Origin of the sequence: Roseiarcus sp., assembly GCF_052145395.1 — a bacterium.
Classification (GTDB): domain Bacteria; phylum Pseudomonadota; class Alphaproteobacteria; order Rhizobiales; family Beijerinckiaceae; genus Roseiarcus.
The window spans coordinates 1-24416 of sequence record NZ_JBKQOT010000069.1 but is presented as its reverse complement, the minus strand read 5'-3'; the positions used below and the strand labels follow the sequence as shown (position 1 = coordinate 24416).

The following is a 24416-nucleotide window of genomic DNA, read 5'->3' as shown; positions in this document are numbered from 1 at the left end:
TGCGGCGATAGCGCGGCTTTACTCCGCTATCCCGATCGTCTAGGCCATTTCCGCAATAAGCCCCGGCATCAGCATATTGTTTGGCGCCGGGGTTTCCTGCTTTTCAAGCAAGGACGGAGGGCAAACGACGGTGGCCAATGTCGTGGTGGTCGGCGCCCAGTGGGGCGACGAAGGCAAAGGTAAGATCGTGGACTGGCTGTCGATCGGCGCAGACGTGGTCGTCCGCTTCCAGGGGGGCCACAACGCCGGCCATACGCTGGTGATCGACGGCAAGGTGTTCAAGCTCGCGCTCCTGCCTTCCGGCATCGTCCGCCCGGGCAAGCTGTCGATCATCGGCAACGGCGTGGTCCTCGACCCGTATCACCTCGTCGACGAGATCGAGAAGATCCGCGGCCAGGGCGTTACCGTGACGCCGGGCAATCTCAAGATCGCCGAAAATGTCCCGCTGATCCTGTCGCTGCACCGCGAACTCGACGCGCACCGCGAATCGGCCTCTGCTCGCGGCACCAAGATCGGTACGACCAAGCGCGGCATCGGCCCGGCCTACGAGGACAAGGTCGCCCGCCGCGCCATCCGGCTTATGGACCTCGCCGAACCGGACGCGCTCGACGACAAGATCGAGCGCCTGCTCGCCCATCACGACCCGCTCTGTCGCGGCCTCGGGCTGCCCGCGCCGAGCGCCGCAGCCCTTCGCGACGAGCTCCTAGCCGTCGCGCCGAAAATCCTGCCTTTCATGGCGCCAACCTTCGATCTGCTCGACCGTGAGCGGCGGGCCGGCAAGCGCATCCTGTTCGAGGGCGCGCAGGGCGCGCTGCTCGACGTCGACCACGGCACTTATCCCTTCGTGACCTCGTCGAATACGGTCGCCGCCAATGCCGCGACCGGATCCGGCATGGGCCCAGGCGCGATCGGCTACGTGCTCGGCATCGCCAAGGCCTATGTCACCCGTGTCGGCGCGGGACCGTTCCCGACCGAGCAGGACAACGACATCGGCCGGCTGATCGGCCAGCGCGGCGCCGAATTCGGCACCAACACCGGGCGGCCGCGCCGCTGCGGCTGGTTCGACGCCGTGCTCGCGCGGCAGACCGCGCGGACCAGCGGCATCGACGGCATCGCGTTGACGAAACTTGACATCCTGGACGGCTTCGAGGAGATCAAGGTCGCAACCGGCTACCGGCTGGACGGCCGGGAGATCGATTATCTGCCAGCCTCCCAATCCGCGCAGGCCAGGATCGAGCCCGTCTACGAAACGATCGAGGGGTGGAGGGGCGTCACGAGCAAGGCGCGGTCGTGGGCTGAACTGCCGGCGCAGGCGATAAAGTACGTCCGGCGGATCGAAGAATTGGTTGGCGTTCCCGTCGCGCTCCTGTCTACAAGTCCCGAACGGGACGACACGATTCTCGTCCACGATCCTTTCCAGGATTGACAGCCCGGGGACCCATCGAGCGGATCACGCATGGCTGACTATCAATCGCTGCTGACGCGCGCTGTCGCCAATCTTCCGCCCTCGAGCCCCGCCGCGGCCCGGCAGGCGATTTACGAGCGCGCGCGCAAGGCCCTGGTGACGCAGCTGAGGTCGCTGCGCCCGCCGCTGCCCGAAAGCGACATCACGCGCGAGGAGACCGCGCTGGACAGGGCCATCGCGGCGGTCGAGGCGAAGTTCTCGCCGGCGGAAGCGGCAGAGACGGTTGGCGCCCCACCCGCCGCGGAAGCCGCGCCGCCGACGCCGCCCCCGCCCGCTGCGGCGAAAAGCCAGCCGCCGCTTGCGGGGAAGGCTCAACCGGCGCCCGCGGCGCCTCGCGCCGCCGCACACGCTGCTGCGCCTGCCCGGCCGGCGGCGCCTGCAGAACCCCGCCCCGCCGCCGCCCGACCAGCCACGCCGCCGGCCGCCGCTCGCCCGTCAGCGCCGGCCGTCTCGGCGCGGCCCCCCGTTCCGCCCCGCTCCGACAGCGATGCGCCGAAACCTCCGCCCATTCAGGTCGCGCCGCCGAGCGCCGGCCGTGGCGCCGCTCCGCCTGTCATCGCGGCGGAGGCGAGCGACGCCGTCGCCGCTCCCGCCAATCTCGCCGCCGTCGTGCCGAGCGACCGGACGCTCCCGCTCGAGGCTTCGGGCGCTCCGCCGATCGTCGCCAGCCGGGAGGACAATGCCGAAGAAGAAGGCCCCGCGGTTACGCCGGAAGTCCCGCTCGACGGCGAGCGAGTCGCCTTGGGGCGGCCGGAGGCGGAGGGTTTGCGCCCGGTCGCGCCTTCGGCCCCGGTGGAAAGGCGTCGGTCGTGGCCGTGGGCCGCGCTCGCCGTCGTGCTCGGGATCGTGCTTTCGGTCGCCGTCGCGGCGATCCTGATGCGGCAGAAGCCGCAGGACCTCGCGATCAATCCGCCGGCCAATCCGGCGCCGGAATCGACGCAGGCGCCCGCCAAGCTCGCCCAGCGCGCGCAGCCGTCGCCGGGGGAGGACAACGCCGCCTCGCCGCCCCCCGCCCCAGCCGCGACTCCGCCGGAGACGGCGCAGCCGGCGCCCGAAGGGGCCGCGCCGTCCGCCAATCCGCCGCAACAGGCTCAGGGCGAGGCGCAACTGCCGAGCGCGGCGCGCGCGGCGATGCTGATTGCATCGGCCGACAATCCGCAGAAGCCGGTCGTCAACCTTGGCTCGACCGTCTGGTCGACGATTCCCGCCCCTCAGGGACAGCCGGCCAGCGTCGCGGTCGAGGCCGACGCCGACATCCCCGACCTCAAGATGCACGCCTCGATGATCCTGCGGAAGAACGCCGACCCGACGCTGCAGGCGACCCACACGATCGACCTGAAGTTCACCTTCCAGGACGGGGCGCCTTTCAACGGGTTCAAGGACGTCGGCATGCCTCAGATGCGCAAGCTCGACTCCACCGCGTCCGAGGCGCTCAACAGCGTCAAGGTCAAGATCGGCGACGACTACTTCTTGTTCGCCCTGGCGAAAGGCGACCAGGACGCAGCGCGCAATCTCGACCTCATGCAGACCCGGGCCTGGTTCGATTTCCCGCTGCTGCTCAATGACAACCGCATCGCCAAGCTCGTCTTCCAGAAGTCGGCCGAAGGCGAGGCGATGCTCGAGAAGGCGTTCGACGCCTGGAAGTAGGGCTACCCCTTCAGGTTGAACACGCGGGTCGAGACGAAGTAGCCGCCCTCGATCATGCCGAAGGCGACCGGCGCGCCAAAGCAGGACGCCCAGGCCGGCCCCTCACGGACGACGGCGCCGCGCACCAGCAACGGCTGCCCGCGCCTGAGGATCGCCGCTCCATTGCGATCGACGGGAAGCGCGGCGAGTTCGGACAAGCCCGCCTGCAGCGGCAGCAAGGCTCGGGCCATCAGCTCGGCGTCGTCGGGAAGGCGGTCGAGCGGGACGGCGTCATCGGCCGGGAACGGTCCGACCCGCGTCCGCCTGAGCTCGATCACGTGGCCGTAACAGCCGAGCGCCCGGCCGAGATCGCGCGCGATCGCCCGCACGTAGGCGCCCTTGCCGCATTCCGCCTCGAGCACGGCGGTGTCGCCGCCGGTCTCGACGAGCGCCAGACGATAGACGTGAATCGGACGGGCGGCGATGGCGAAGGTCTCGCCCTCGCGCGCCAGATCATACGCGCGCGCCCCGTCGATCTTGATCGCGGAAAAGGTGGGCGGCGTCTGCTCGATGAGGCCGGTGAAGCGCGGAAGAGCGGCCTCGATCTCCGCCGGGCTCGGACGCCTGTCGGAGTGGGCGACGATCGCGCCCTCGGCGTCGTCGGTCGCGCTCTCCTCGCCCCAGCGCACCCGGAACCGGTAGGCCTTGGCGCCGTCCTGGACGATCGGAACGGTCTTGGTGGCCTCTCCGAAGGCGACCGGCAGGACGCCTGAAGCGAGCGGGTCGAGCGTGCCGGCGTGCCCCGCCTTCTTGGCGTTGAACAGGTACTTGAGGCGCCCGACGGCCTGGGTCGACGACACGCCGACCGGCTTGTCGAGGTTGATCCAGCCGTTGACCTCGACCCGGGTCGAGCGCTTCTGGGGCGCCTTGCGGCGTCCGCGGCCGCCGCGTTCCGGCGTGGACCGCGCCTCGTTCATCGCTTCGTCGATCATGGCTCGTCCCCGTGCGTCCCGCCGCGCGGCTCGAGATCGCGGGCGACCTCCGGCGACTTCAGGAGCGCGTCGATGCGCGCCTGCGCATCGAAGCTCGAGTCGAGCGCGAAACGAAGGTCGGGGGCGAACTTGAGATGGATCTTGTGCGCGATCAGGGTCCTCAGCTCCTTCTTGTGGCGGTTCAGCGCGTCGATCGTCGCCGCTGCGTCCTGGCCGCCGAGCGGCATCACCGAGACGGCGGCGACCTTGAGGTCGGGCGACATGCGCACCGCATGCACGGTGACGGGATGGCGCTCGAGCGTCGCGTCAGCGACGTCGCCACGGGCGAGGATCTCGGCCATGGCGTGGCGGATCAGTTCGCCGACCCGTTCGAGGCGATGCGTCGGCGTATGAGACTTCGGAGAGAGTCGAGACATCGGAGTCAACCTGGCGCTTCAGCGCTCGCAAGGGTGGGAATCCGACGGCGGACTGCGCCGACCGCCAGTCGGACGCGGGGTCAGATCGTCGAGAGCGGGACCGAGAAGCCGGGCAAGGCGGCGAAAGTCAGCGGCTCGTCGGGCGCGCGCTCGACGATCGATCGCCATTGGTCACCCTCGGGCCCGCTATGGACGAAGGTGATCCGGCGCGCCGCATCGACGACCCACAGCTCGTTGACCCCATGGCGCGCATAGAGGCTCGCCTTGAGCCCGCGATCGTAGGCGAGGCTGGTCAGCGCGACCTCGACCGCAAGCAGGATGTCCGCGCCCTTGACCGCCTCGAGCTTCAGCCCTCTCGGATAGACGACGAGATCGGGCTCCACGAAGGTGTTTGGGCTGAGATAGATCGTCGTCTCGACCCCGAACCAGAGGTTGTCCGGCAGGGCGCGAGCGACGCGCAAGGTCAACGCGGACTTGATCAGTTCGTGGACATGCGTCTTGGCCTGCATGGGGACGATCTCGCCTTCGATCAGCTCGAAATTCTCGTCTTCCGAGATGATCCCGGCGTCCTGCATGCGCAGAATCTCGGCCACCGTGAACGAACGGCGGTCGAAACCCTCGGCGGCGCGCGTGACGTTCGCCCTCATGATCTTAAAGTCCCGGCCGCACGCATTACAGCGTGCGGCGGATTTCCTCGACGTTGTAGCATTCGATGACGTCGCCGACGCGCATGTCCTGGTAGTTCTCGAAGGCCATCCCGCATTCCTGGCCCGCCTGGACCTGGGCGACTTCGTCCTTGAACCTCTTGAGCGTCGACAGCTTGCCCTCGTGGACGACAACATTGTCGCGGATAAGGCGGACATGCGCGCCCCGCTGGACGACGCCGTCGGTGACCCGGCAACCCGCAACGTTGCCAACCTTCGAGATGTGAAAAATCTCGAGGATCTGCGCGTTGCCGAGCATGGTTTCGCGCAGCGTCGGCGATAGCATCCCCGAGAGGGCCGCCTTCACGTCGTCCACCAGGTTGTAGATGATGATGTAGTAGCGGATCTCGATGCCGGCCTGCTCGGCGAGTTCGCGCGCCTCCTTGTGGGCGCGCACGTTGAAGCCGAGGATAACCGCCTTCGAGGCCTCGGCCAGCGTGACGTCGGACTCGGTGACGCCGCCGACGCCGCCATGGATGACGCGGGCGACGACCTCGTCGTTGCCAAGCTTCTCGACGGCCGCGGTAATCGCCTCGACCGAGCCCTGCACGTCACCCTTGACGACGACCGGCAGCTCCTTGCGCCCCGTGGCCTTGAGGTTGCTCATCATGTCGGAGAGCGAGGTGCGCACCGCCGGGCCGCGCGCGGCCGCCTTGTCGCGCTTCATGCGCTCGCGATACTCAGTGATCTCGCGCGCGCGACCTTCCGTCTCGACCACGGCGACGCGGTCGCCCGCCTCGGGCGCTCCGGAGAAGCCGAGCACCTCGACCGGCATTGACGGAGGCGCCTCGTCGACGTTCTGCCCCTTGTCGTTGATCAGGGCGCGGACGCGGCCCCAGCTCGAGCCCGCGACTACGAGGTCGCCGACGCTCAGGGTTCCGCGCTGGACGAGGACGGTCGCGACCGGCCCGCGGCCGCGATCGAGTCTCGCCTCGATCACCGTGCCCTCGGCGCCACGCGCCGGGTCGGCGACCAGATCGAGCAGTTCCGCCTGGAGCGCGATCGCCTCGAGCAGCTTATCGAGGTTGATCTGCTTGGTCGCGGAGACCTCCACAGCCAGGGCCTCGCCGCCGAACGCCTCGACCTGCACGTCGTGCTGCAGGAGCTCCTGCATGACGCGCTGCGGATTGGCGTCCGGCTTGTCGATCTTGTTGATGGCGACGATGATCGGAGCGCCGGCCGCCTTGGCGTGGCGGATCGCTTCGATCGTCTGCGGCATGACGCCGTCGTCGGCCGCCACCACCAGGACCACGATGTCCGTCACCTTGGCGCCGCGGGCGCGCATCGCGGTGAAGGCCGCATGGCCCGGCGTATCGATGAAGGTGATCGTCTGGCCGCCCGGAGCGACGACCTGATAGGCGCCGATGTGCTGAGTGATGCCGCCGGCTTCGCCCGCCACCACGTTGGCGTGGCGGATGGCGTCCAGGAGCGACGTCTTGCCGTGGTCGACGTGGCCCATGATCGTGACGATCGCCGGGCGCGGAACCGGCGCGCCCTCCTCGTCCGGACGATCGAACAGACCCTCTTCGACGTCGGAATCGGCGACGCGCTTGACCTTGTGGCCCATTTCCTCGGCGATCAGTTCGGCGGTGTCGGCGTCGAGCACATCGGTCAGCGTCACTATGCGTCCCTGGCGCATCAAGAGCTTGATCACGTCGACGGCGCGCTCCGACATGCGGGCGGCGAGCTCCTGAATGGTGATCGCCTCCGGAAGCACGATCTCACGCGCGATCTTCTCCTTGTGGTCCTGCATTCCCCCGCCCTTGAGGCGCTGGGTGCGGCGCCGGAACGAGGCGACTGAACGGGTGCGCTCCTCCTCGGCCGAGGTGGCGGTTGCGACCGTCAGGCGGCCGCGGTTGCGCTGCTCGGCGCCGCGCGTCGGCCGCGGTGTGGGCAACATCACCTTCTGCGGCAGGATCGGGCCGAGGGCCGGGCGCTTGACGACGCGCGGCGCCTCTTCAGTCGTCGCCCTGGGCGCCGCGGGTGGAGCAGCCGGCGCCGCCGCCGAGGCGGCGGGCTGCTGAGGCTGGGGCTGCGGCGGCCTGCGCGGCGCCACGGACGCCGACGGCGGAGCGGGGGGCTCGCCTGCGAGACGACGGCGAGCCTCTTCCTCGGCCTGGCGCTTGAGACTGGCCTCCTGGGCGCGGCGGGTCTCTTCCTCGCGCTTGCGCGCTTCGGCGGCCTCGCGTTCGGCGCGTTCACGGGTTTCGCGCTCGCGGCGCACCTCGGCCTCCGCCTCCTGGCGGCGGCGGTCCTCCTCCTCGCGGGCGCGCGCGTCGAGCAGCGCCCGTGCGCGCGCGTCACGCTGCTCGACGGTGAGCGTCGGCAGAACGACCCCGGTCTTGGGCGGCGGAGGCGCGCTCGAGCGCGCCGGGGCGCCCTTCCCCGGGGCAAGCGAAACGCCCGGCTTCGACGCCGGCGCGGCGCCTTGGGCGGGCGATGGCGGCGCGGTTTCTCCAGGTCCAAGGACGCGGCGCTTCACCTTCTCGACCACGACAGCCTTGCTGCGCCCGTGCGAAAAGCTCTGGCGCACGGTTCCCTGCTCGACCGGACGCTTCAGGTGCAGCGTCGGTTTCGGCGGCGCAGCGCCGGTTGGCTTGTCGCTATTGCTCGTTTCGTTCATGCCCATTCCTAATCGGTTGGCTCTTCAGCCAATTCGTCGGCCCGGCCGTGCGTCGCCCCGCTCCCGGCCGAGGTCTCCCCGCCGCCGGTCTTCGGTGTCGCGTCCGCCGCGCTTACGCGGAAACGGCGCAGCCGCTCGGCCCGCGCCAGGAAGGCCGATGTCGCTGCGCCGGATTTGACCGCAGCATGTATCACATTTGCCTTCCCCAATGCCAAACCCAATTGGCTCGACGAAAACAGATTGATTCGCGCGACCGCCCGCGCCGCCTCGCCGAGCCCGCTCCGGAGCGCCTGTTCGCGCTTGGCGGCGCCGTCCGGGGCTCCGTCGGAGGCCTGGATCAGGGCGGCTACGCCGCCGTCCTTTATCGCCGAATCGACCATGAACGCCCCCGCGACCACGCGTCCGGCCTTGTTGGCCATCGACAGCGACTGCAGGGCGTCGCGCTCGAGAAGCTGGTCTACGGCCCCGGCCAGGTTGGGGGGCGCCTCGGCCTTGGCGCGGAAGGCGCGAGCGAACGCGCCCTTGGCCGCCGCGCGGCGCACCGCCTCGGCGCTGAGACTGGTCCATACCCCGCGGCCGGGCAGCTTGTGGCGGATATCGGGCACGACCAGACCGTCCGGGGAGAGCGCAAAGCGCAGCATCGCCTCGGGCGGCCCCTTGGCTCCCGTAGCGATGCAGGTCCGCTCCGACCCGCCGTCATCGTTCCGAGCGATCGTTGGCAATCCGTCGTTCCCGCTAGCGCCGATCAGGCGGCCTCGCCCTCTTCGCCGTCGGCCTCGCGTTCCGGTGCAGGCGCGGGCGCCTCGATCCAGCCGGCGCGCACGCGCGCGTCCAGGATCATGGCGTCGGCCTGCGCGCGGGTGACGTCAAAGCCGCTGAGATAGCCCGCCTTGTTCGAATCGCCTTCGGACCAGCCGACGAGATCGTCGCTGGCGCAATCAGCGAGGTCCTCAAGCGTCTTGACGCCGTTCTCGCCGAGCCTGACCAGCATCGCCGTCGTCAGGCCCTCGACCTCTTTCAGTTCGTCTGCCACGCCTAGCGCCTTTCGTTTTTCGTCGAGCTCGGCCTCGATCGCCGCGAGGTGATTGAGCGCGCGGGTCTGAATCTCGGCCGCCGTTTCTTCGTCGAAGCCCTCGATCGTAGCGAGTTCGCGCGGCTCGACATAGGCAATTTCGTCGACGGTGCGGAAGCCTTCGGAAGCCAGGAGCTGCGCGACCGTCTCGTCGACGTCAAGCGCGTCCATGAACTGGCTCGTGCGCTCGGCGAATTCCTTCTGGCGGCGTTCCGACTCCTCGGCTTCGGTCAAGATGTCGATGTCCCAGCCGGTGAGCTGCGAAGCGAGGCGGACGTTCTGGCCTCGCCGCCCGATCGCCAGCGACAGCTGATCGTCGGGGACGACGACCTCGATCCGGGTCGAGTCCTCGTCGAGCACCACTTTCATCACCTCGGCCGGCTGCAGCGCGTTGACAATGAACGTTGCGGCGTCGGGCGACCACGGGATGATGTCGATCTTCTCGCCCTGAAGCTCGTTGACCACGGCCTGCACGCGCGAGCCGCGCATGCCGACGCAGGCGCCGACCGGGTCGATCGAGGAATCGTTTGACGTCACTGCGATCTTGGCGCGCGAGCCGGGGTCGCGGGCGACCGCCCTCACCTCGACGATGCCGTCGTAGATCTCCGGCACTTCCTGGGCGAAGAGCTTGGCGGTGAATTGCGGATGCGTGCGGGAGAGAAAGATCTGTGGGCCGCGGGCCTCGCGCCGAACGTCGTAGACATAGGCGCGGACGCGGTCGCCTGGCCGGAACATCTCGCGCGGAATCAGTTCGTCGCGACGCACCACGGCTTCCCCTCCGGCGCCGCCGAGGTCGACGACCACGTTGCCGTACTCGACACGCTTGACCTGGCCGTTGATGATCTCGCCGATCCGGTCCTTGAACACTTCGTACTGCTTGTCGCGCTCGGCCTCGCGGATCTTCTGCACCAGCACCTGCTTCGAGGCCTGGGCGGGAAGGCGCCCGTAGTCGAACGGCGGCAGCGACTCGGAGATCATGTCGCCGATCTGAGCCGAAGGGTTCTTCTTCTGGGCGTCGGCGAGCGAAATCTCGATCGCGTCGTTCTCGACCTGGTCGACCACCAGCAGGTGCCGCGTGAAGCGGATTTCACCGGTCTTCGGGTTGATCTCGGCGTGGACATCGGTCTCCTGGCCGTAGCGCGAGCGCGCGGCCTTCTGCATCGCGTCCTCCATCGAGGCGAGCACAATCGAACGGTCGATGGACTTCTCGCGCGCGACGGCGTCGACGATCTGCAAGAGTTCGAGTCGATTGGCGCTAACGGCCATTGTTGTCTCCTTCGTCAGGCCCGAGCGGAGTTTCGGCCGCGCCGCGGGTCGCGGTTCTGCGTTGCACGTTCGCCTTCGGTTTGTGCGCCGGGCCCGGTCGGCGCCTGGCTTCCTTCAGCGCAGCTTTCTCCCGACGGAGCGCCGCCCGGATCAGGTGGTCCGTCAGGACGAGCCGTGCGTCTCCCATCGCGGCGACGGGAAGGTCGAAGGCCGTCTCGCTCCCGTCGTCGGCGACGACGACAAGACGGACCGCCGGGCCGTCCGGGCCGGCGGCAACCGACTTGATCCGGCCGCGGAAGCGCTTGCGGCCGTCGACCGGCGCCGCCATCTCGATTTTCGCCTCGTGGCCGGTGGCGCGCTCGAAATCCGTGCGGCGCACGAGCGGACGGTCAATGCCGGGCGAGGACAGTTCGAGCCGGTAGGCCTGCGTCATAATGTCTTCGGCGTCGAACACCGGCGAAAGCGCTTCGCTCGCGCGCTGGCAATCGTCGATCGTCATCGTCCCGTCCGGCCGTTCGACCATGACCTGCACGGTCGCGCCGGCGGACGCGGAGATTTTCACCCGCACGAGTCTCAGGCCGAGATCGCGCAGCACCGGGGCGGCGATCCGCCCGATGCGCATGGCGGGACCCGCGTCCTCGATGAGGCGCGGCTCGTCGAGCGCTTCCGGGACGCTCGCGGCTTGGAGAGACGGCGACTCGACCATGGGCCTCGCGGCAATAAAAAAGAGCGGGTCCCTGCCGGGGCCCACTCTCAAACACTCCTTCCATCAATCTGATGGAAGGCTATGAGACGTTGTTAAGCGCTATATAGTACAAGCTCCCGGCTGGCGCAAGGAGAAACTGTCAGACAAAGCGCCGGCGCCGCGGGGAAACGGCTCAGACGCGGGGCGCGTGCAAAAGCTTAAGGAGCAGCGACCCATGTCCGACAGAACCGAGACCGATCACTTTGCCAAAGAGCTCCGCGACGTGTCGCGCTCACTGGACAAGAAGCGGTTCTGGTCGCTCGTGCCGGAGGAGATCGCCGCGCTCCAGGGCGATCCGGCGAAGCGCCAGATGGTGATGCGGACGGCCGCCAACGAAGTCGCGCGCCTGTCGGAGCCGAGCGCTCGCATCGAGCTCAATGGCCATTCGGCGAGTTCGCTTCTGCGCGCGATGGCCGAGGCGGCCGACGTGACGCCGCCGGACTTCGGCGGGGTCGAGGGCCGCGGCCCCGACGACAGCGTCATCGCCATTTCACCGTTCGAGCCGTCAGAGGCGCTCTACGCCTTCGCCTTCACGCGGCGGGGCGAAAAGACGACCTTCGTCGACGGTTACTTCTATCGCACCGCCGGCGAGCTTCTCGAGCGCTTGAGCGAGAAGCACGGCCCGGGCAGCCCCTGCTATCAGCAGATGGCGAAATTCGTCGCGGACGCGGAGCGCGCGGCCAACGACTCGAGCCTCCCCCCGCTCGCCGACGCCATCCTCGCCCGCACGCGAAAAGGCGCCGCCTGAGCCCGCGGTCAAGCATTGGACGCCGCCCGGTTCGCGCGTCGCCAAGCGGTCAAGAAAAGAAGGGCGAGGGCGAGCTGCAGGACCCAGATCGGCTGAACCGCGAGGAGCGACAGGAAGCCTGAGCGGACTGCGGCGATTTCATTGAGGACGAGGCCGGCGATGACGGGAATAACGGTCAGGACCAGCACGTCGCGCCGCTCGATGGGGGCTCGATCGGCCCAGAGAAGCAGCGCGGTCCATCCGAACATCAGCGCGGCGCCCATGCCCATGGCGTAGGCGAAGTCCGGACCGGGGCGGAAATCCTGAAGTCCCATCATGGCGGCGATCAGCCGCGGCGACAGCATCTGCGCGCCCGCCGCGGCGTCAACGATCGCGCCGACCCAGTAGGCGATCCGCAGCCTGCGGACGGCCCGGTCCATTGGATCGGCTCACTCGGACGGCAGCTTGTAGCCCTTGAAGGTTTCGCGCAGCTTCAGCTTGTTGATCTTGCCCGTCGCCGTGTGCGGAATCTCGTGAACGACCTGCATGTCGTCGGGCATCCACCACTTGGCGATCTTGGGTTTTAGGTAGGCGAGAACCTCTTCCGTCTTGGGCTCGTGGCCCTCCTTCGGCACGACGACGAGCAGAGGCCGCTCGTCCCACTTGGAGTGATGGACGCCGATGACCGCGGCTTCGGCGACATCCGGATGGCCGACTGCGAAATTCTCGATGTCGATGGTCGAGATCCATTCGCCGCCCGACTTGATGACGTCCTTGGCCCGGTCGGTGATCTGCATGAAGCCGTTCGGGTCGATCGTGGCGACGTCGCCGGTGTCGAAGAAGCCGTTGTCGTCGAGGATCTTGCCGCCCTCGTCGCGGAAATAGGTCTCGGCGACCGCGAAGCCGCGCACCTTCAGACGGCCGAACCGCTTGCCGTCCCAGGGCAGTTCCTTGTTTTCGTCGTCGACGATCTTCATCTCGACTCCGAACGGCGCCCAACCCTGCTTGGCCTGGATGTCGAGCTTCTCCCGATGCGAGAGCCCGACCTGGCTCGGTTTGATGGCGCCGGCCGAGCCGATCGGGCTCATCTCCGTCATGCCCCACGCGTGGCGCACCTCGATGCCGTAGTCGTCCTCGAAGGCGCGGATCATGTCCGGCGGGCAGGCCGATCCGCCGATGCCGACGAACTTGAGCGTGGAAAGCCTCTTGCCCTCCTTGCGCAGGTACTGCAGCAGCCCAAGCCAGACCGTCGGCACCGCCGCGGTCATCGTCACCTTCTCCGTCTCGAGGATGTCGTAGACCGAGGCGCCGTCGAGCTTCGCGCCCGGCATAACAATGCGCGCCCCGCGCATCAGGCAGGAGAATGCGAGCCCCCAGGAATTGGCGTGGAACATCGGCACGACCGGCAGGACCGAATCGTAAGCGTTGAGCGTGAGAACCTCGGGCCCGGTCGCCATCATCGAGTGGAGGACGTTGGAGCGATGCGAGTAGAGCACGCCCTTGGGGTTGCCGGTGGTGCCGGAGGTGTAGCAGAGGCCGGCGGCCGTGCGCTCGTCGAACTCCTTCCAGCGGAAGTCGCTGTCCGCCTCGGCGAGCCAATCCTCATAAGGGACGGCGTTTTTGAGCTTGGTCTCCGGCATGTGGGCCGCATCCGTCAGGATGATGTAGCGCTCGACCGTCGGCAGATGGCCGGCGATCGCCTCGAGCAGCGGCACGAAGGTCAAATCGGTCATGACGATCCGGTCCTCGGCGTGGTTGATGATCCAGGCGATCTGTTCGGGGAACAGTCGCGGATTGACGGTATGATAGATCGCGCCGAGGCCGGTGATGCCGTACCACGCCTCCAGGTGGCGGAAGCCGTTCCAGGCGAGCGTCGCCACGCGGTCGCCGAGCTTGATCCCGTCACGCTCGAGCCGCTTGGCCACTTTCAGGGCGCGCTCGCGAATCTCGGCGTAATTCGTCCGGTGCATCGGCCCCTCGACCATCCGCGAGGCCACTTCCTGCTTGGGAAACTGGATCGCCGCGAAGTCGATGATCTTGTGCATCAACAACGGCCATTCCTGCATCCGCCCAAACATGTCTCATCCTCCCGATCTCAAAGAGCGCGGCGGCTTGATCGCGACGCTCGGATTGTTCATGTCTATACTGTGACGGGCGAAAAACGCCAGCGGATTTGCGCCGCGGGAAACGCCCACGAGGAAGGACGCCGATGCAGAACCGCACGAATCCGGAACGCGCTATGCGCGTCTGGCTGCGCCTGATCCGCCTGGAGGCGCGCATGCAGGCCGCGGTCAGCGACCGGCTGCGGATGATCGGGGTGTCGATTCCGCAGTGCGACGTGCTGACCACCCTGAGCGAGCAGGAGGGCGTCAATCAGCAGGAGCTCGCCAAGCGCCTCTATGTGACAAAGGGCAACATCTCCGGACTGCTCGACAGGCTGGAGGCGGCGGGATTTGTCGAGCGCCGGTTGCTCGCCTCCGACCGTCGCCAATATTCGATTCACCTTACCGACGCAGGACGGACGATGGCCGACAAGGCGATCGCCGTCCAGCACAAGTGGCTTGCGTCGACCCTCGGACGGCTAGAGGAAAGGGAGCTTGACGCGCTGGAGGCGCAGCTTCTGCGGCTGCGCGACCTCATGCGCGAGCAGGAGGCGCCGCAGGAGGCGCGTGCCGCCCGGGGGTAGCGCACGGCTCTCCCGTGCGAGGCGCCCGCCGCCGAAAGCCCGGGCGTTCCTGCCCCCGGGGTCGCGGTAACGAAGCCAAGAGGGCAGATCGCGTTCGGTCGACGCAACCGTAGCCGCGCTTTATAGTGCGCCGGAAAACGGGTGTTATGACGGACGCCCAAAGGAGCGCGGCGACGCAGTCCAACACCCGCTTCACTGAGACGCGATTCGACGGAACGGCAGTCTGGGCTACCGTTCCCGCATGGCGCGCGAAGCGACCTCCACCAGGGGCGAGAACAGATATTCCATAAGGCGGCGCGACCCGGTCTTGATCTCGACCGTCGCCGCCATGCCGGAGGTCAGCGGACGTTCGACCCCGTCGATCAGGATCGTCGAGGCGTCCGGCTGAAGTTCGACGGCGAACACGAGGTTCTGCGTCCGCTCGCCTCCGGCAAAGCCGGAGGCGTTGGAGGCGCGGGCCGGGTCGCCCTCGATGGCGCTCGCGTCAGGCGAAGGAATCGCGTCCTGGGCGATGCGCGTGACGTGGGCGTTGACAGATCCGTAGCGGGTGAACGGGAAGGATTCGACCTTCACCACCGCGTCCTGGCCGAGATGCACGAAGCCGATGTCCCGGTTCTGCACGTAGGCCTCGATCTCCAGATGCGAGTCCTGCGGCACGATGCGCATGATCTCCTGCCCGCTCGTCACCACCTGGCCGACATTTGTGATGATCGAAGACTGGACGCGGCCGGCGATTGGCGACTTGAGCGTCAGGTGGTCGACCATAGCCTGAGCTTTGGCGAGGCTTTGGCGGTATTCTTCGGCCTGCCGTTCCGCAGCGTCGAGCTTCTCCGCCTGATCGGAGACGAACGACTGCAGCGTCTTCTCGGAGTCGCGCGCGATCACGTCTATCCCGGTCGTCGCCGATGCGAGCTGAGCCTGCTGCATGGCCAGCTGAGTCTGCTGGTATTGCAGGGTCTCGGTCGCGTCGATGACGGCCGACTTGGGGGACAGGACAAGCTTGGTGCGCATGTCGACGCGCTCCTGCAGCGTTGCAACGAGGTTCTGTTGCGTCGCAATGGTCTGCTTCAGCATGTCGCGCTCGGCGACCTTCTGGATTTTCTGGGCCTCGGACGAGGCGATCACCGCTGCGAGCTGGCCCAGGTCCGCCGCCAGCACGCGCTCTTCGCGCGCGCGGAGGCTCGGGCTGACGCCTTCCGGCCAGACGATCGCCGGAGGCGGCGACAGCGAGCGAGCGTGCGCCGCCGCGATCGCCTCGCGGCGGCGCAGGCTCTCGGCGTCGGCCGAAAGGAGTTGGGCCTCGGCCGCCCTCATGTCGGCCTCAGCGGCGGACGGGTCGAGCTCGATCAGAATGTCGCCGGGCTTCACCAAGCCATCGTTGGCGACATGAATGGCGGAGACCCTCCCCGTCTCGACCGGTTCGATCACCTTGACGCGGCCGGTCGGCTGAAATTTGCCCTGAGCTGCGGCGACAATGTCGATACGCCCGAAATAAGCCATGGCGAGACCGACGACCACAAGCGCGCAAATGGTCCACAGGAAGGCCACGCGCACCGGCGAAGCGGGGGTTTCGAGGATCTCCAGAACAGGCGCCAGAAATTCCCGATCGGACTCCGCGCCGCGCCACGTGTCGCGGAGCGAGAGCGCGCGTCCCGTCTGAGGCCGTTGCGTCGGCGTCGCGACGGGCCCGGCCGGGGCGATCGAACGTGCGACGTCATTCATGCTGCGACCTCCACTGGGCTCGTCTGGAGACCCCATAGATAGGCGTAGAGTCCGCCCGGGCGGCGGATCAACTCGTCGTGCGAGCCGACCTCGACGATCCGTCCTTCCGACATGCCGATGATGCGGTCGCACCCCCGTACGGCGGCGAGCCGATGGGCGACGATGATCACCGTGCGGTCCTTGACGATGCGGCGCATGTTGCGCTGGATAATGCGTTCGCTCTCGTAGTCTAGCGCCGACGTCGCCTCGTCCAGGATCAGGATGCGCGGATTCGTCGCCAGGGCGCGGGCGACGGCGATGCGCTGGCGCTGTCCGCCCGAAAGGTTCGCGCCGCGCTCCTCGACCATCGTGTCGTAGCCCTCGGGGAGCTTGTCGATGAATTCGTCGGCGCCGGCGAAGTGGGCGATCTCGATCACCCTCGCCCTCGGCATGGCGGGATCGGCGAAAGCGATGTTTTCATGGATTGTGCGGTTGAACAGCAGATTCTCCTGCAGCACGACCCCGATGTGGCTGCGCAGCCACGCCGGGTCGACCTGGCTCAGGTCGGCCCCGTCGAGGAACACCTGCCCCTCGGTCGGTAAATAGAGGCGCTGCACGAGCTTGGTCAGCGTCGACTTGCCAGAGCCGGACGGGCCGACGACCCCGATCGTCTCGCCGGGCGCGATCTTGAGCGCAACGTTCTTGAGGATCTGCGCGCCGCCCGGCCGATACTGGAAGCTGACGTTGCGGAATTCGATCGCGCCGCGCGGGGTCGGCGGCGCGAGCCGCATCAGCGGCGCCGGCTCGGGCGGCGCGTTGAGAATGTCGCCGAGCCGCTCGACCGAGATCTGCACCTGCTGGAAGTCCTGCCAGATCTGCGACAGCCGCAAGATCGGCTGCACCGCCTGCGAGGCGATCATGTTGAAGGCGACGAGGGCGCCGACGCTGAGCTCGCCGTCGATCACAGCCTTGGCCCCGAACAGCAGGATGGCGGCGGTCGTCAGCTTGCTGACGTATTGAATGCCGAGCTGGCCTCCGGTTCCGAGCATCGTGGCGGCGAAGCTCGTCTTGACGTAGGCGGCGAGCTTCTCCTCCCATTGAGCCCGCATGATCGGCTCGACGGCCGCGGACTTGATCGTCCCGACCCCGACGATCGTCTCGACCAGGAACTGCTGGCTCGCCGCGCCGCGATTGAACTTCTCGTTGATGAGGTCCCGCAGCGCGGGCCGCACCCCAAAGCCGATGAGGATGTAGACGGGGAGGGCGATCAACGTGATCAGGGTCAGCGGGACGGAATAGGCGAACATCACCGCGATGAAGACAAAGGTGAAGACGAGATCAATCGCCGAGAACAGCCCCTGTCCGGTCAGGAAGGAGCGGATCGTCTCGAGTTCGCGAACCCGGGCGACGGTCTGGCCGGCGGAGCGGGTCTCGAAATAGCTCATCGGCAGGCGCAGGAGATGCCCGAACAGACGCTGCCCGAGTTCGACGTCGATCCGGTTGGTGGTGTGCGAAAGCGCATAGGCTCGCAGATATTGCAGCGCCGCGTCGAACAGCCCGACCACGACGAGGCCCGCGATCATGACGAACAGCGTCTCGTATCCGCGGTGGGTCAGAACCTTGTCGACAATCACCTGGAAGATGAGCGGCGTCGTCAGCGCGAAGATCTGAACGAACAGCGACGCCGCGAGCACATGCCCGAGCGGCTTGCGGTAGCGCCACAGCGTCGGCAAGAACCAACGCAGACCGAACAGCCTCGGATTGACGCCTGCGCCTCCGACGCGGCGCGCGATCAGGAGCACGCGACCGTCCGTCTCCCGCGTCAGGTCCTCGAGCGTGAGATCGGTTGCAGCGTGGCTGATCGGGTCGACCAGCCGGCACAGCCCGGAAGGCCCTCGCCCGCCGAACACGTAGATCGCCCCGTTGCTCAGCCTGACGATCGCGGGCGTGGGGACTTTTCCAATTCGCCGTTGGTCAGCGCCGGTCACCAGCCTGGCCTTCAGGCCGATCATTTGCGCGGCCCGAATGAGGTCGAACTCATCGGAGGCGCGGTCACCGAGGGCAAGTTCACGCCGAAGCTGCAACGGATCGGCGCCTATTCTGTTTCTGTAATAGGCGGCAATTCCGCTCAGGGCGCGCAGACCGGCGTCAAGCGGCTTGGCCTCGGCGGACGAGGGGGGATGCTGCTCCATCAGCCAGGACTTTCTCGCGAAGACGCACCGCCCCCGCGAGAGCGCGCGCATAGTTTAGTGGGCTTGCGCGATCCGCCCCCGCCTCGCGCAAGCAACTTGAATATGCCGCGAGACCGCTCGCAAAATCAAGAGCCATAGTACAACAGAATTATCGGAATATTGCTTTAAGCTAAATCGAGCCCGAGTACCAGAAGAGCGCGGCTAACAATCCTCATGTGCGCCGGCCTCACATGCCCGCAACCTACTTCAACCTGCAATACCCAAAGAAAGATCACTTGAGTGGCGCCGAAACGTCAGGACGCGGCGTTCTTGATCAGAGTCGCGCCAGTACCATTCCGTTTTGCACAATATTGGGAGTCGGCGCGACGAATAGTTCGGGTTGGCCGGGAGTGATCGGCCGTCGCTAAAACACCCGCTACAGATGTTGTAGGGCTCGCCTGACGACATCGAAGACCGGAAAGCCGCCCCATCTGGTTGCGCGTGCGACGCTTTGCCACGCGGATTCCATCGTCGAGGCGGCCCTTTTTTCAAGATTAGGTAACGCCTCAGCTTCCGTGCACGGTCACCTTTACCTCGACATTGCCGCGCGTGGCGTGGCTATACGGACAGATCTTCTCGTGCGCTTCCTCGGCGAGCGCCTGAAGCTCGGCCCGCGGCAGGCTCGTGTCGGTGACGTCGAGCGCGACCGCGAGGCCGAAGCCGCCCTTTTCGCGCGGTCCGATCGACACTGCGCATTTGATCGTCGCGCCGGCCGCATCCTTCTTGTGCTGCTTGGCCACGAAGTCGAGCGCGCCGCCGAAGCAGGCGGCGTAGCCCGCCGCAAACAGATGCTCGGGAGTAGCGGTTCCCGGCTTTCCCGGACCGCCCATCTCCTTCGGGACCGAGAGATTGACCTCGACCGAGCCGTCGTCGGCGCGGGTGTGCCCGTTGCGGCCGCCCGTCGCCGTGGCGTGGGCGGTAAACAGCGGCTTGATGGCGTCCGTCATGTGTTGTCCTCCTCAGCGGCATGCCGGACCGGCATGCTTTCGGCGATCGACGCCGAAACTCGGTCGCCGCCCGGGCCGGGCGTTGCGGATGACGATCAGCTCTTTCCGGTCTTCCGCACCGCCGTCGCCATCGCGGCCGCCTCGTCGCCGCCGAGCGCCTCGAGGGCGGCCACGACGCCATCGCGATCGGCGGCGCTGCGATTCTGGCTCGTCTTCCATTTGCCGCGGATGTCGGCGATCTCGATCTCGATCCCCACGACCGCCCTACGCTGGAGCGCAATGAAATCGGCCGGGGCGTCGGAGACGGCCCAAGGTTCCGCCCGAAACGCCTCCTGCCTAGCCGTCAGCGCAGCGATTTGGCGCTCTAGCCAGCCGTCGTCCTCTATCGCCCGGGCCGCCCCGCGCGCCTGGACCATGACGTAGTTCCAGGTCGGCACGACCTTGTGGGTCTCCTGTTTGGTCGCGTACCACGATGGCGAAATGTAATGATCCGCGCCCTGGAACACGACGAGCGCTTCGGGGCTCGCGGCGAGCTCGCGCCATTGCGAATTCGCGCGCGCCACATGCGCCCGCAGCGTGCCGAGCCTGGAAGCCGCGCGGTCGAGAAGAAACGGAACGGCGTTGGCGATAAGTCCCTTCGGCCCATTGCTGATCATGAGGCCGAGAGGGCGCGCCTCAATCAGCGCATGTTGTTTGGTGAGATCGTCTTCACGGTGGAGCGGCGGCTCGTACAAAGGACTTACTCCGTCGCCTGTTCGACGCCGCCGAAACGCCTCGCGACATAGGCCTCAACCAGGGCCTTGAACTCCTCGGCGATGCGAGGGCCCCTGAGCGTCACGGTCTTGACGCCGTCGACGAACACCGGGGCGGCCGGCGTCTCGCCGGTACCGGGCAGCGAAATGCCGATGTCGGCGTGCTTGCTTTCGCCGGGACCATTGACGATGCAACCCATCACGGCGACGTTGAGGCGCTCGACGCCCGGATAGCGGGCGCGCCACTCCGGCATCGAAGCCGACAGGTGGGCCTCAATGTCGCGCGCGAGCTCCTGGAATACCGTAGAGGTCGTCCGTCCGCATCCCGGGCAGGCGGCGACCTGCGGGACAAAGATGCGGAACCCCATGGTCTGAAGAAGCTCCCGGGCGACCCGGACCTCCTGCGTGCGGTCGCCCCCGGGCTCGGGGGTTAGCGAAATGCGAATGGTGTCGCCAATGCCCTCCTGCAGCAGCACGCCGAGGGCCGCGGAGGACGCGACGATCCCCTTGGAGCCGATGCCGGCCTCGGTGAGGCCGAGGTGAAGCGCGTAGTCGCAACGCCGGGCCAGGATGCGATAGACCGTAATCAGATCCTGCACCGCCGAAACCTTGGCCGACAAAATGATACGCGAGCGCGGCAGGCCGATCGCCTCGGCGCGCTCGGCGGAAAGGAGCGCGGAGCGGACCATCGCCTCGCGGGTCACCGCACGTGTATCGAGGGACGCGGCGCTCGCGGCGTTTTCGTCCATGAGATGCGTCAGCAATTCCTGGTCGAGCGAACCCCAGTTGGCGCCGATTCGCACCGTCTTGCGGTTGCGGATGGCGATTTCGACGATCTGGGCGAACTGCAGGTCGCGCTTATTCTTGAAGCCGACATTGCCCGGGTTGATGCGGTACTTGTCGAGCGCCTCGGCGCAGGCTGGATGGTCGGAGAGCAGCTTGTGGCCGATGTAATGAAAATCGCCGATCAGCGGGACCGAGACGTCCATCGCTGCGAGCCGGTCGCGGATGCGCGGCACGGCGGCGGCGGCCTCGTCCCGGTCGACGGTCAGGCGCACGAGCTCCGAACCGGCGCGGGCGAGCGCCGCGATCTGGCGCGCCGTCGCCTCGACATCGGCGGTGTCGGTATTGGTCATCGACTGGACGACGACGGGAGCGCCGCCGCCGACGGTGACGGCCGACGACCCCTCGCCGATCGTAACGGCGACGGTCGCTCGGCGCGCGCTCGGGCCGAACGCCGGCCCGGCCGGTAAAGCATTCATCGAGACGTCCCTTGGCGGCGCCGTCCGCGCCGCGGCTGATCGTCGGGTTCTAGGTCGCGACGGCGGAATTGTCATCCGCGACGCTTCGCCCTCTCGAAAGCTTCATCGCAATGCAATATGACCTTTTTACGCAAACAGCGTCCGCCAGGCGTGGGTCGCGTGGCGGTGATTTTTGGAGGACCGCCTCATGTCGCTCGCCAACCACCATGCCGTCGTTACCGGCTCCACCAGCGGGATCGGCCTCGCCGTCGCCCGCGCGCTCGCCCAGGAAGGCGCCAGCGTGATGATCAATGGCTTTGGCGATCCGAAGGCGATCGAGGAGGAGCGCGCCAAGATCGAGAGCGAATTCAAGGTCAAGTGCGTCTACAACGGCGCCGACATGTCGAAGGGCGCCGAGGTCGAGGCGATGGTCAAAGACGCGGCCGAAAAACTCGGAACCGTCGACATTCTGGTCAACAACGCCGGCATCCAGTTCGTCTCGCCGATCGAGGATTTCCCCGCCGAGAAATGGAACGCGATCATCGCCATCAACCTGGTCTCCGCCTTTCACACCATCAAGGCGGCCGTCCCCGGCATGAAGGCGCAGAAATGGGGCCGGATCATCAACACCGCCTCCGCCCACTCGCTCACCGCCTCGCCGTTCAAGTCCGCCTATGTCTCGGCCAAGCACGGCCTCGCGGGCCTCACCAAGACCGTCGCTCTCGAACTCGCCACCTTCGGGGTGACCTGCAACTGCATTTCGCCCGGTTACGTCTGGACGCCGCTGGTCGCCAACCAGATCCCCGACACGATGAAGGCGCGCAACATGACGCGCGAGCAGGTGATCAACGAGGTCATGCTGGACAGACAGCCGACCAAGCAGTTCGTCACCGTCGACCAGATCGCCGCGATGGCCATCTTTCTCTGCTCCGACGCGGCCTCGCAGATCACCGGAACCAATATTTCGATCGACGGCGGCTGGACGGCGCAGTGAGCCGAGCCTCCGGCCGGGACGGCGACGACGGCAAGGCGATCAACCTCGCCCTTCAGGGCGGGGGGTCGCACGGCGCCTATGCATGGGGCGTGCTCGACGCGTTGATCGAGGACGACCGGATCGAGATCGGCGCGATCAGCGGCGCGAGCGCCGGCGCGTTCAACGCCGTGATCTACGCGGCCGGTCTCGCCGAGGGCGGACGCAAGGGCGCGCGCGAAAAGCTGGAAAAATTCTGGCTCTCCGTCTCGACGGAGGGTTCGTTGGCGCCGGCGCAGCGGAAGCTGATCGACGCCTGGCTCCAGCCGTTGGGAGTCGTCTGGCCGGGAACAGGGTTTCTCGGCGCCTGGGCGGAGGCGATGGCGCAATTCGCCAGCCCCTATGCGCTCAACCCGTTCAACTTCAATCCGCTGCGCCACCATCTGGCCGCACTCGTCGACTTCGGGCGCCTGCGCGCCTACGAGACGCCGAAACTGTTCGTCGCCGCCACCAACGTGAAGACCGGTCGCGGCGAGATCTTTCGGCGCGACGTGCTGACCGCCGACCACGTCATGGCCTCGGGCTGCCTGCCGCAGCTCTTCCGGGCGGTGCGGATCGGCGACGACTTCTACTGGGACGGAGGCTACGCCGGCAATCCGCCGCTCTGGCCGCTGTTCTACGAGACGGCCTGCCGGGACGTGATCATCGTCCAGATCAACCCGATCGAGCGCGCCGACGTCCCGCGGACGCCCGAGGACATCATGAACCGGTTGAACGAGATCACGTTCAACGCCAGCCTTCTCGGCGAATTGCGCGCCGCCGACTTCGTCGCCCGCCTGATCCGCTCGGGAGTCCTTCAGAGCCAGAGCTATCGGCTCGAGCGGCTGCACCGCATCGGCGGCGCGGGCAAGCTCGAGCGCTTCCCCGCCTCGACCAAGTTCGACGTATCGTGGCCGTTTCTCCTGCGGCTGCGCGACCTCGGCCGGGCGGACGCAAGAGCCTGGCTCGAGGCGCACTACGATTCGATCGGGGTCGAGAGCACGCTCGACATCGACGAGACGCTGAAGCGCGAGCCGGCGAAACTGCCGGTCGACGGCGCGGCGGCGGCGAAACTCTAGGCGTTGGCTCGCATTACGGGTAGCTGTGATACATCGCCGAACCGCTGAGATCGCTCACGCCGGCAGTTCCCATCGAAGCGATCTCGTCGGCCGACAGCAGCCGATTCCAGATGGCGAAATGAGCGATCGCGCCCTTGAAGCCCGTGGTCTCAGCTCATCAGTCCCTCCGACCGTGATGGGGCCGGGTCCGTGCTGAGGCTGAACGTTGAAGTCGCCGTATTTGTCGCCGTTCGAGCGCTGCGCCTCGACGGACTGCTTCCACAAGATACAGCCGGTGGAGGTGTCGCCCGGCGAAATCCAGGGTTCGGCCTGGCCCACCACGAACAGCCATTTTCCGAGTTCAACCGGCGTCTCGTCATTTTTGGAGACGCCGTATTCCATGTAGGAGCCGTTTCCCTCGCCGCCGCTCAAGTTGAAGGTATAGAAGGAACGGCGCGAATGTCGGTTGGGGTTGGTCTGATTGTAGAATCGGAGGGCCCACTCCACATCGGTCGAAGGTCCTACGGCTTTCTCGATGAAATGAACGTACTGGTCGACCGAACCGGCGGTGTTCGCGTTGTCGAGCGCAAGCGGACAAAGCCACACGGCGAGGGTCAGCGCGTTGGCGGAGGGTTGCGAATATTTGAGATCGTCGTCAATGGTCAAAACGCTCCCCAACGCTCCGTCGAAATAGGGGGCCTGCGAGGAACCGAAGGGAAGGACGGCGAGCGCGACTCCCGCTGCCGGAACCGTTGCGTCGTGAAGGCCCATTTCGTCGTGACAGGACGAGCCGGCGGCATCGTCGAGCGGCCAATAGCTCGTCGGCGCCAAGTTCAGGATGGTGTCCTTAAGGCTCATGGTCCTTGACCCCTCGAAGGCGGCGATGAAGGCTGGAGCGCCGGTTGGGCGACTGTATCCGGATGAACCTATCTTCGAGGTGATGATGCCGGGGACTTGGCTTTGGGGCAAGAGGGAACGGCGCGACGACAGGAAGCGTCTTCTGGGCAGTCCTGACGCGGCGCGGCCGCTATAGCGGGATTCCGCGCCCTTCCGAAAATCGTTTGACCGAATCAGCGGGATCGATTCCAGTCGCCTGGTGAAGACGAATCGCAATTTCCTCAGCGCAGCGGATCGGGCCGACCTGGTGAAGATCGT

Annotated in this window: 21 protein-coding genes; 6 read left to right on the top strand and 15 right to left on the bottom strand. The window is 67.1% G+C overall.

The window, feature by feature from the left end:
• Positions 1 to 130: 130 nt before the first annotated feature.
• Together ACLP25_RS02465 and ACLP25_RS02460 are read left to right on the top strand one after the other, a co-directional pair.
• On the top strand, positions 131 to 1426 hold the full coding sequence (locus ACLP25_RS02465; RefSeq protein WP_442467657.1) for an adenylosuccinate synthase: 1296 nt from the start codon (positions 131 to 133) through the stop codon (positions 1424 to 1426).
• A 30-nt stretch (positions 1427 to 1456) separates the two neighbouring features.
• Entirely contained in the window at positions 1457 to 3112 is a 1656-nt protein-coding gene (locus ACLP25_RS02460) for a hypothetical protein (protein ID WP_442467656.1), read from the top strand.
• Between the two features lie 2 nt (positions 3113 to 3114).
• Here the strand turns inward: ACLP25_RS02460 and truB are convergent, their stop codons facing one another.
• The 7 genes from truB to rimP all read right to left on the bottom strand — a co-directional run bounded on the left by truB (position 3115) and on the right by rimP (position 10870).
• Positions 3115 to 4083 carry a tRNA pseudouridine(55) synthase TruB gene (gene truB, locus ACLP25_RS02455; RefSeq protein WP_442467655.1) on the bottom strand — a complete coding sequence of 323 codons (969 nt, stop codon included), beginning with the start codon at positions 4081 to 4083 and terminating at the stop codon, positions 3115 to 3117.
• Positions 4080 to 4499, bottom strand: coding sequence for a 30S ribosome-binding factor RbfA (gene rbfA, locus ACLP25_RS02450; protein WP_442467654.1), 420 nt, complete (start codon positions 4497 to 4499; stop codon positions 4080 to 4082). The genes truB and rbfA overlap by 4 nt, the downstream gene beginning before the upstream one ends.
• A gap of 80 nt (positions 4500 to 4579) precedes the next feature.
• Positions 4580 to 5146 (bottom strand): Uma2 family endonuclease, encoded by a 567-nt coding sequence (locus ACLP25_RS02445; RefSeq protein ID WP_442467653.1) that lies wholly within the window; start codon positions 5144 to 5146, stop codon positions 4580 to 4582.
• A 25-nt stretch (positions 5147 to 5171) separates the two neighbouring features.
• On the bottom strand, positions 5172 to 7826 hold the full coding sequence (gene infB, locus ACLP25_RS02440) for a translation initiation factor IF-2 (protein WP_442467652.1): 2655 nt from the start codon (positions 7824 to 7826) through the stop codon (positions 5172 to 5174).
• Positions 7827 to 7834: 8 nt separating this feature from the next.
• Positions 7835 to 8548: an RNA-binding protein gene (locus ACLP25_RS02435; protein WP_442467651.1), complete on the bottom strand. Its 714-nt coding sequence runs from the start codon at positions 8546 to 8548 to the stop codon at positions 7835 to 7837.
• Positions 8549 to 8571: 23 nt separating this feature from the next.
• A complete protein-coding gene (gene nusA / locus ACLP25_RS02430; RefSeq protein ID WP_442467650.1) occupies positions 8572 to 10164 on the bottom strand; it encodes a transcription termination factor NusA in 1593 nt (530 codons plus the stop codon).
• Positions 10154 to 10870: a ribosome maturation factor RimP gene (rimP, locus tag ACLP25_RS02425; RefSeq protein ID WP_442467649.1), complete on the bottom strand. Its 717-nt coding sequence runs from the start codon at positions 10868 to 10870 to the stop codon at positions 10154 to 10156. Before rimP ends, nusA begins: the two co-directional genes overlap by 11 nt.
• A gap of 214 nt (positions 10871 to 11084) precedes the next feature.
• Here rimP and ACLP25_RS02420 point away from each other — a divergent pair, with 214 nt between their 5' ends.
• Entirely contained in the window at positions 11085 to 11657 is a 573-nt protein-coding gene (locus ACLP25_RS02420) for a hypothetical protein (protein ID WP_442467648.1), read from the top strand.
• 8 nt (positions 11658 to 11665) lie between these two features.
• Here ACLP25_RS02420 and ACLP25_RS02415 read toward each other — a convergent pair whose 3' ends face one another.
• Both ACLP25_RS02415 and ACLP25_RS02410 read right to left on the bottom strand, forming a co-directional pair.
• On the bottom strand, positions 11666 to 12076 hold the full coding sequence (locus tag ACLP25_RS02415; protein ID WP_442467647.1) for a hypothetical protein: 411 nt from the start codon (positions 12074 to 12076) through the stop codon (positions 11666 to 11668).
• A gap of 9 nt (positions 12077 to 12085) precedes the next feature.
• A complete protein-coding gene (locus ACLP25_RS02410) occupies positions 12086 to 13714 on the bottom strand; it encodes a long-chain-fatty-acid--CoA ligase (RefSeq protein ID WP_442467646.1) in 1629 nt (542 codons plus the stop codon).
• A gap of 131 nt (positions 13715 to 13845) precedes the next feature.
• Between ACLP25_RS02410 and ACLP25_RS02405 the strand changes: the two genes are divergently transcribed.
• Positions 13846 to 14322, top strand: coding sequence for a MarR family winged helix-turn-helix transcriptional regulator (locus tag ACLP25_RS02405; protein WP_442467645.1), 477 nt, complete (start codon positions 13846 to 13848; stop codon positions 14320 to 14322).
• 228 nt (positions 14323 to 14550) lie between these two features.
• On the opposite strand, the gene ACLP25_RS02400 is transcribed toward ACLP25_RS02405, so the two are convergent.
• The 5 genes from ACLP25_RS02400 to ispG form a co-directional block, all read right to left on the bottom strand.
• The gene (locus tag ACLP25_RS02400) at positions 14551 to 16044 is read right to left on the bottom strand and encodes an HlyD family type I secretion periplasmic adaptor subunit (RefSeq protein WP_442467644.1); all 1494 of its coding nucleotides are present in this window, start codon (positions 16042 to 16044) and stop codon (positions 14551 to 14553) included.
• On the bottom strand, positions 16041 to 18215 hold the full coding sequence (locus ACLP25_RS02395; RefSeq protein WP_442467643.1) for a peptidase domain-containing ABC transporter: 2175 nt from the start codon (positions 18213 to 18215) through the stop codon (positions 16041 to 16043). Before ACLP25_RS02395 ends, ACLP25_RS02400 begins: the two co-directional genes overlap by 4 nt.
• A 545-nt stretch (positions 18216 to 18760) precedes the next feature.
• A complete protein-coding gene (locus tag ACLP25_RS02390; RefSeq protein ID WP_442467642.1) occupies positions 18761 to 19201 on the bottom strand; it encodes an organic hydroperoxide resistance protein in 441 nt (146 codons plus the stop codon).
• A 95-nt stretch (positions 19202 to 19296) separates the two neighbouring features.
• Positions 19297 to 19935, bottom strand: a complete 639-nt coding sequence (locus ACLP25_RS02385; protein ID WP_442467641.1) for an FMN-binding negative transcriptional regulator — start codon at positions 19933 to 19935, stop codon at positions 19297 to 19299.
• 5 nt (positions 19936 to 19940) lie between these two features.
• Positions 19941 to 21215, bottom strand: coding sequence for a flavodoxin-dependent (E)-4-hydroxy-3-methylbut-2-enyl-diphosphate synthase (ispG, locus tag ACLP25_RS02380; protein WP_442467640.1), 1275 nt, complete (start codon positions 21213 to 21215; stop codon positions 19941 to 19943).
• Positions 21216 to 21402: 187 nt separating this feature from the next.
• Here ispG and ACLP25_RS02375 point away from each other — a divergent pair, with 187 nt between their 5' ends.
• Together ACLP25_RS02375 and ACLP25_RS02370 are read left to right on the top strand one after the other, a co-directional pair.
• Entirely contained in the window at positions 21403 to 22188 is a 786-nt protein-coding gene (locus tag ACLP25_RS02375; RefSeq protein WP_442467639.1) for a 3-hydroxybutyrate dehydrogenase, read from the top strand.
• A complete protein-coding gene (locus ACLP25_RS02370; RefSeq protein ID WP_442467638.1) occupies positions 22185 to 23282 on the top strand; it encodes a patatin-like phospholipase family protein in 1098 nt (365 codons plus the stop codon). The genes ACLP25_RS02375 and ACLP25_RS02370 overlap by 4 nt, the downstream gene beginning before the upstream one ends.
• A 54-nt stretch (positions 23283 to 23336) precedes the next feature.
• Here ACLP25_RS02370 and ACLP25_RS02365 read toward each other — a convergent pair whose 3' ends face one another.
• Positions 23337 to 24119 carry a hypothetical protein gene (locus tag ACLP25_RS02365; protein WP_442467637.1) on the bottom strand — a complete coding sequence of 261 codons (783 nt, stop codon included), beginning with the start codon at positions 24117 to 24119 and terminating at the stop codon, positions 23337 to 23339.
• Between the last annotated feature and the right edge of the window lie 297 nt (positions 24120 to 24416).